Source organism: Actinomadura sp. NPDC048394, from assembly GCF_040651755.1.
Lineage (GTDB): Bacteria > Actinomycetota > Actinomycetes > Streptosporangiales > Streptosporangiaceae > Spirillospora > Spirillospora montaniterrae.
Map to the genome: position 1 here is coordinate 1 of NZ_JBEZJL010000155.1, position 8,011 is coordinate 8,011.

At 75.9% G+C, this 8,011-nt stretch carries 6 protein-coding genes; 3 read left to right on the top strand and 3 right to left on the bottom strand.

Annotated elements, in window-relative coordinates; genetic code table 11:
• The first annotated feature begins 280 nt into the window (after window positions 1-280).
• Window positions 281-1,369, top strand: a complete 1,089-nt coding sequence (locus AB0C78_RS50190; RefSeq protein WP_360762775.1) for a trypsin-like peptidase domain-containing protein — start codon at window positions 281-283, stop codon at window positions 1,367-1,369.
• Between the two features lie 93 nt (window positions 1,370-1,462).
• Entirely contained in the window at window positions 1,463-3,739 is a 2,277-nt protein-coding gene (locus AB0C78_RS50195) for an FdhF/YdeP family oxidoreductase (RefSeq protein WP_360762778.1), read from the top strand.
• Here AB0C78_RS50195 and AB0C78_RS50200 read toward each other — a convergent pair.
• From AB0C78_RS50200 to AB0C78_RS50210, 3 genes are all read right to left on the bottom strand, one after another.
• Window positions 3,714-5,759, bottom strand: coding sequence for an MMPL family transporter (locus AB0C78_RS50200; protein WP_360762781.1), 2,046 nt, complete (start codon window positions 5,757-5,759; stop codon window positions 3,714-3,716). The genes AB0C78_RS50195 and AB0C78_RS50200 overlap by 26 nt on opposite strands.
• Before the next feature lie 95 nt (window positions 5,760-5,854).
• Window positions 5,855-6,520, bottom strand: a complete 666-nt coding sequence (locus tag AB0C78_RS50205) for a response regulator transcription factor (protein WP_360762784.1) — start codon at window positions 6,518-6,520, stop codon at window positions 5,855-5,857.
• Window positions 6,517-7,719, bottom strand: a complete 1,203-nt coding sequence (locus AB0C78_RS50210; RefSeq protein WP_360762787.1) for a histidine kinase — start codon at window positions 7,717-7,719, stop codon at window positions 6,517-6,519. Before AB0C78_RS50210 ends, AB0C78_RS50205 begins: the two co-directional genes overlap by 4 nt.
• A 147-nt stretch (window positions 7,720-7,866) precedes the next feature.
• Between AB0C78_RS50210 and AB0C78_RS50215 the strand changes: the two genes are divergently transcribed.
• A complete protein-coding gene (locus tag AB0C78_RS50215) occupies window positions 7,867-8,001 on the top strand; it encodes a DUF1707 domain-containing protein (RefSeq protein WP_360762790.1) in 135 nt (44 codons plus the stop codon).
• Window positions 8,002-8,011 lie beyond the last annotated feature (10 nt).

The window sequence follows — 8,011 nt, forward strand, 5'->3', positions numbered from 1 at the left end:
GCCGCCCCCCCGCCCCGCACCACCCCGCCCTGACACCCCCCCCCGGCGGGCGCCCCCGCCCGGGGGCCCCCCCCCCCCCCCGGGGCCGCTGCCGTGCGGGGGCGGGCCGCTGCCGTGCGGGGGCCGGGACGGCGCGGTGCGGGCGGTGCCGGGCGGTGCCGGGCGGGCGGCGGGCCGATGCGCACTGAACGGCGGTTTTCCAGGGGATGGTCAAGAGCCCGACTCAAGGACTAATCCCCCCGGATCGGGAATCATGGGAGGAAACTGCTAGGAGGCGCCGGTGAACGAGGTCTTCGAGCATCGCGGTCTCCGCGCCGCGATTCCCATGCTCCTGGTCGCGCTGCTGGTCCTCGTCGCGCCCGGCTGCCAGGCGCTCGACGGCGGCGGCGCGGGCCCCGAGGACGTCCCGCCGCCGGTCAAGACGCCGGTCGCCAAGCACGAGAAGCCGAGCGGGCGGCGCCCCGGCGTCGTCAACATCGACACCGAGCAGGGCCTGAACAGCACCCGCGCCGCCGGGACCGGGATCGTCATGGACCCCTCCGGCCTCGTGCTGACCAACAACCACGTGATCCAGGGCGCCACCACGATCAAGGGCACCGACACCGACAACCGGCGCTCCTACACCGCGCAGATCGTCGGCTACGACCGGCAGAGCGACGTCGCGGTGATCCGGCTGTACGGCGCGACCCGGCTGAAGGCGGCCGTGTTCGGCGACCCGTCCTCGGTGGGCGTCGGCGACCCGGTCACCGCCGTCGGCAACGCCGGCGGCAAGGGCGGCACCCCGACCGTCGTCACCGGCAAGGTCACCTCCCTGGACCAGACCGTCACCGCCCGCGACGACAGCGACGGCACCTCCGAGCGGCTCACCGGCATGATCGAGACGAGCGCGCCGATCAGGCCGGGCGACTCCGGCGGCCCGCTGCTGAACACCCGCGGCCGGGTCATCGGCATCAACACCGCGGCGTCGGCGTCGTTCACCGTCGGCAAGTCCAAGCCGAAGAGCACCCACCGCGGCTACGCCATCCCGTCCGACCGGGCCCTCGCGATCGCCCGGCAGATCGCCCGCGGCCAGGCGTCGTCGACCGTGCACATCGGCCGGACGGCGATGCTCGGGGTGAAGGTCCGCTCCGGCGACACGCAGGGCGCGCAGGTGGTCGAGGTCGTGCCGGGAACCCCGGCCGACGAGGCCGGCGTGCCGGTCGGCGCGACGATCATCTCGCTCGGCGGCGCCACCGTCGACTCGCCCACCACGCTCACCGGGCTGATGCTCGCCCACCATCCCGGCGAGACCGTCCGGATGGAATGGTTCACCCCGCAGGGCGCGCGGACGGCCGCCACGCTGCAACTGGCCGACGGCCCGCCGCAGTAGCGGGCGGCGGGCTTCCATTGGGCGCAACTCGACGGCGCGGGACGGCCCGCGGCGTGCGAAAGTGGAAGCACCCCGATCGCGAGGATGTGAACGATGACCCGCCAGGCGCCCGCCGATGACTTCGACGACACCGGGATGCGGGTGTCGGAACCGAAGACGTGGGCGGCCGGCGTCCCCGGCGTCACCGCGGCGCTGCGCCAGTCCTACGACCAGATGGGCGTCCGCCGGACGGCGCTGACGCTGCTGCGCGTCAACCAGAAGCGGGGGTTCGACTGCCCCGGCTGCGCGTGGCCGGAGGGCGACCACCGGCACGTCGCCGAGTTCTGCGAGAACGGCGCCAAGGCCGTCGCGGAGGAGGCGACGACGCGGCGCGTCACCCGCGCGTTCTTCGCCGCGCACACCGTCGCCGAGCTGGCGGAGCGCTCGGACCACTGGCTGGGGCAGCAGGGCCGGCTGACCGAGCCGATGATCAAGCGCGCCGGGTCGGAGCACTACGAGCCGGTCGCGTGGGACGAGGCGTTCGGCCTGCTGGCGTCCGAGCTGGCCGCGCTGGACTCCCCCGATGAGGCGGTCTTCTACACCTCGGGGCGCACCAGCAACGAGGCCGCGTTCGCCTACCAGCTGTTCGCCCGCGCGTTCGGCACGAACAACCTGCCCGACTGCAGCAACATGTGCCACGAGTCGTCCGGTTCGGCGCTCGGGGAGACGATCGGCATCGGGAAGGGCTCGGTCCTGCTCGACGACCTGTACAAGGCCGACCTGATCTTCGTGGTCGGGCAGAACCCCGGCACCAACCACCCGCGGATGCTGTCGGCGCTGGAACGGGCCAAGAAGGAGGGCGCCCGGATCGTCGCGGTGAACCCACTGCCCGAGGCGGGGCTGATGCGGTTCAAGAACCCGCAGCGGCCGTCCGGTGTCACCGGGCACGGCACGGCGCTCGCCGACCGGTTCCTGCAGATCCGGCTGAACGGCGACCTCGCGCTGTTCCAGGCGCTCAACCGGATGCTCCTCGAGTCGGACGCGCCCGACGCCCTCGACCGCGAGTTCCTCGACGCCCACGCGCACGGCTTCGAGGCGTTCGAGAAGCACGTCCGCGGCCTCGACTGGGACGACGTCCTGGAGGCGACCGGCCTGACCCGCGGGGAGATCGCCGCGACGCTCGGCGACGTGCTCGCCGCGAAGCGGATCGTGGTGTGCTGGGCGATGGGCCTCACCCAGCACCGCAACTCCGTGCCGACGATCCGCGAGGTCGTCAACTTCCTGCTGCTGCGCGGCAACATCGGCCGGCCCGGCGCGGGCGTCTGCCCGGTGCGCGGCCACTCCAACGTCCAGGGCGACCGGACGATGGGCATCTACGAGAAGCCCAAGCCGGAGTTCCTCGACGCGCTCGCCGCGGAGTTCGCGTTCGAGCCGCCGCGCGAGCACGGCCTCGACACCGTCGACGCGATCCGCGCCATGCGCGACGGCAAGGCGAAGGTGTTCTTCGGGATGGGCGGCAACTTCGTCCGCGCCACCCCCGACTCCGAGGTCACCGAGAGGGCGCTGCGGTCCTGCCGGCTGACCGCGCAGGTGTCGACGAAGCTGAACCGCTCGCACGCGGTGACCGGCGAGATCGCGCTGATCCTGCCGACGCTCGGCCGCACCGAGCGCGACGAGCGGGCGTCCGGGCCGCAGTTCGTCTCCGTCGAGGACTCGATGGGCATGGTGCACGCCTCCCGCGGACGGCTCGCCCCCGCCTCCGAGCACCTGCTGTCCGAGGTCGCGATCGTCTGCCGCCTCGCGCAGGCGACGCTGCCCGGCTCCGGCATCGGCTGGGACGCGATGGAGCGCGACTACGACGTGATCCGCGACCACGTGTCCCGGGTCGTCCCCGGCTTCGCCGACTACAACGCCCGCGTCCGCGCCCCCGCCGGCTTCACGCTCCCGCACGCGCCCCGCGACGAGCGCCGCTTCCCGACCGCCACGGGCAAGGCCAACCTCACCGTCAACGAGCTGGAGGTGCTGCGCGTCCCGGAGGGCCGGCTGCTGCTCCAGACCGTCCGCAGCCACGACCAGTACAACACCACCATCTACGGCCTGGACGACCGCTACCGCGGCATCAAGGCCGGGCGCCGCGTCGTGTTCGTCAACCCGGAGGACCTGTCCGATCTCGGCGTCGCCGACGGCGCCACGGTCGACCTGGTGTCGGAGTGGTCCGACGGCGTCGAGCGGCGGGCGCCGGCCTTCCGCGTCGTCTCCTACCCCACGGCGCGCGGCTGCGCCGCCGCCTACTTCCCGGAGACGAACGTCCTGGTCCCGCTCGACAGCACCGCCGACGTGAGCAACACCCCGACCTCCAAGTCCGTCATCGTCCGCCTCGACCCGGCCTGAAAGGCCACCACAGGCGCGGGCCGGCGGCCAGGGCCAGCGCGGGCACGAGCAGCGACCGGACGATCAGCGCGTCGACCAGCACGCCCGCCGCGACGAGCACCCCGAGCTGGATGTTGAGCACGACCGGCGAGACGGTGAACACCAGGAACGTCGCGGCCAGCACGGTGCCCGCGCTGGTGATGACCTCCCCGGTCGCCGCCAGCGCGTGCAGGACGCCCGCGCGGTGGCCGCGCCGGGCCGCCTCCTCCCGCGCCCGCCCCATCAGGAAGATCGTGTAGTCGACGCCGAACGCCACCATGAACAGCAGCCCGAGCGTCAGCACGGACCGGTCGGTGTGCGGGAACCCGGCCGCGCGGAACACCAGCGCGGAGACTCCGGCCGCCGCGCCCGTCGAGAGCAGCACCGCGCCGAGCAGCACCAGCGGCGCGACGGCGGCGCGCAGCAGGCAGCCGAGGACGGCGGCGATCACGAGCAGCACGACCGGCGAGACGACCTTCAGGTCGTGGCTCATGGCCCGGCCGGTGTCGAGCGCGGTGGCCGCCGCGCCGCCGACCACAGTTCTCCCGTCCGCGCGGTGCGCGGCGGCCCGCAGCCGGCCGATCGCGGTCCGGGCCGCGTGCGTCGAAGGGCCGTCGTCCAGGACGACCGTCATGCGGGCCCAGGCGCCGGAGGCCGAGACGCCGGCGGCTGACACCGACGCGACACCGCGCACGCCGCGCGCCGCGTCCGCCACCTGCCTCGCCGAGCCGGTGGGCGCGTACATCTCCGCCGGCGCGGTCGACCCCGCCGGGAAATGCTCGTCGACCAGCCGCTGGCCGACCGCGAAGGGAGGGGTGCGGGTGTAGTTGTCGGCGCCGGTGAGGTCGCCCGGGTTCAGGACGGTGAGCCCGGCGGCCAGCCCGGCGAGCGCCACTGCGCTCACGAGCGCGGTACGGCGCGGGGCACGTCCGACCAGCGCCGCCACCGCCGTCCAGACGCCGACCGGTCGGGTCGGGCCCGCGCCGGGACGCGGGACGCGGGGCCAGAACACCGGCCGTCCGAGCACGACGAGCAGGGCGGGCAGCAGCGTCAGCATCACGGCCATCGCCGCGCCCGCGCCGACGGCGATGACCGGGCCGAGGCCGCTCGTGGAGTTCATGCCGGCGAGCAGCAGGGCGAGCGAGGCGAGCGCGACCGTCGCCGTCGACGCCGCGATCGTCCCGGCCGAGCGGCGCAGCGCGCGGGCCATCGCGGCGTGCCGGTCCGCCTCCCGGCCCAGCTCCTCGCGGTACCGGGAGACCAGCAGCAGCGCGTAGTCGGTGCCGACGCCGAACACCAGGACGGTGAGCAGGAACTCGCCGGTCCCGCTGACGGTGACGCCCGCGTGCGCGGCGAGCAGGTACGCGGCGGCCTGCGCGACGACCGCGCCCGCCGCGATCCCCGCCAGCGGCACCAACGGCAGCAGCGGGCTGCGGTAGGTGACGAGCATCAGCAGCGCGACCACGGCCACGGTCACCGCGACCAGGGCACCGCTCATCCGCCCGTTGGCCGCGGAGGCGTCGGCGCGGGACGCGGCGGCGCCCGCCGTCGCGGCGTCGAGGCCCCGCGGCAGGCCGTCCGCGACGATGCCGCGGGCCCGGCCGACGAGATGCCGCACCCGGCCGGAGTCCTCCAGCACGGACGAGGCGACCGGGACGGCGGTCAGCAGCGCCTCGCCGTCCGGGGAGGGCCGCGGCGCGGCGGCCGGGCCCTCCGCGAGCCGCGCCAGCTCCACGCGGTCCCGCTCGGCGGCGGCGCGGTCGGCCGCGGTGACGCCGCCGGGCCGCGCGTACACGACGACCAGCTCGGACGTCCGGTCCGCCGGGAACTCGCGCTCCGCCAGCGCCAGCGCGCGGGTGGACTCGGCGCCCGCCGGCAGCCAGTTCTCCTCGTCGTTGTCGGCCGCGCCGCCGAGCCGCCCGGCGAGCGGCGCGGCGGCGACGATGAGCAGCACCCAGGCGGCGACCACGACCCATTTGCCGCGGCGTCCGGAAATCCTCATGGGCCAACGGTGGGGCGGCGCGGCCGTCGCGGGCGTCGGCCCGGAAGCGGCATTCCGGCTCCGCACCGGGCGTACGCCGCCGTACGTCCCGGCGCCTACACCCGGGGGATCGCGAGGCCCGACTGGTAGGCGAACACGACGAGCTGGGCGCGGTCGCGCGCCGCCGTCTTCAGCATCGCGCGGCTGACGTGGGTGCGCACGGTGGCGGGGCTGACCACCAGCCGTGCCGCGATCTCGTCGTTGGACAGCCCCGCCGCGACCCAGCCGACGATCTCCCGCTCCCGCGCGGTGAGCCGGTCCATGCCCGCGCGGGCGACCGGCGCCGCGGCGCCCTCCGCGCCCGCGAACCGCGCGATGACGGCGCGCGTGACGGCGGGCGACAGCAGCGACTCCCCCGCCGCGACGACCCGGACCGCGCGCAGCAGGTCGGCCGGCTCGGCGTCCTTGGTGACGAAACCGGAGGCGCCCGCGTGCAGCGCGTCGAAGATGTGCTCCTCGATGCCGAACGTCGTCAGCATCACCACCCGGGCGCCCGCGAGGTCCGGGTCGGCGGTGATGCGGCGCAGCGCCTCGATGCCGTCGAGGACGGGCATCCGCACGTCCATCAGGACCACGTCGGGCCGTTCCCTGCGGACGGCGGCGAGCGCCTCGGCGCCGTCGGCGGCCTCGGCGGCCAGCTCCATGCCGTCCTCGCCGGCGAGCAGGGTCCGCAGCGCCATCCGGGCGAGCGGCTGGTCGTCGGCGACCACGACCCGGATCACGCGGCGGCCCCGCCGCGCGGCAGGACGGCCGCGACCTCGAAGCCGGGGCCGTCCGCGCGCGGCCCGGCGTGCAGCGTGCCGCCGAGGGCGGCGGCCCGCTCGCGCATCCCGGCGAGGCCCCGTCCCGTACCGCGCGCACCGCCCGCGGCGCCGGGGCCGTCGTCGGTGACCGTGAGCCGCAGCGCCGCCTGGTCGTAGGCGACGCGCACGCTGGCGCGGCGGGCGCCGGAATGCCGGACGACGTTCGTCAGCGCCTCCTGCGCGATGCGGTAGGCGGCGAGGTCCACGGGCGCCGCGATGCTCCCGCGCTCGCCCTCGACCACCACGTCCACGTCCAGCGCGGGGCCCGCGACCGACGCGGCCAGCGCGGGCAGCCGGTCGAGGCCGGGACCGGGGCCGGGCGGCGGGACGCGCGTCCCGTCGGGGCCGGGGAAGTCCGACAGGGCGGCCCGCAGCTCGCCGAGCGCGCCGGTGCTCGCCGTCCGGATCGCCCGCAGCGCCTCGGCCACATCGGGCGGCGGCCCGGGCCCGCGGTCCAGGACGTGCAGGGCCACGCCCGCCTGCATGCTGATGACGGCGAGGCTGTGCCCCACCACGTCGTGCACCTCGCGGGCGATCCGCAGGCGCTCGGCGTAGGCGGACTCGCGCCGGTCGGCGGCGGCGGCCTCGGCGACGGCCGCCCGGTAGGCCCGCACGCCGGCGCCCAGCAGCCAGGGAAGCACCAGCCAGGCCGCCGTCAGCAGCAGCGCGGTGAAGGGCGGCTTGCCCGTCCACCGGTACACCGCCTCCAGCGGGAGGTAGCAGGCCGCCGCGGCGGCGCAGACCGCGGCGGACGTCCGCGTGGGCGTCCAGGCGGCGACCGCGTACATGGCGAGACCGGCGAGCTGGATCACGGGACCGAACGGATAGCCGAGCAGGAGGAAGGCGAGGGTGGCGCCATAGGACGCCGCGAACCCCCGAAGCGGTGCCCTGCGCCGCAGCAGCAACGCCGCGGCGGCGGCCGTGACCAGCAGCGTGCCGGGCCATCCCGGCCGGCCGGACGGCCCGCTCATCTCGCCGAGCGTGCCCCAGACGATCGAGCCTCCGGGCACAACGGCGATCAGCGCGTCGACGAGGAGGACATGCCGGGCGGCGGCGCCGCGCAGCGCGAGCCACCATCGCGCGGGCCCGGGCGGCGCGCCGGCGTGGAGCGTCTGCACACCTGCGACTGTAGGCCGACGACGCCGGCTCCGGCGTCGTCGTTGTGACGTAGTCGCCGTGCCGTACGCAATGCCGGTCGCGTCCGGCCCCCGCTGGTCTAGTCTCGGGGCATGACGAACCTGCCGGAACACGCCGGTACGCCGGAAATGCGAGCCGGTGACGCCGACCGGGACCGCGTCGCGCAGGTGCTGCGCGGGGCGGGCGGCGGGGGTCCGCTCAACCACCGGGCGGACGACCGGCGGGTGGGCGCCGCGAGACGGGGAGGGGGGGGGGGGGTCTGAGGGGGAGGGG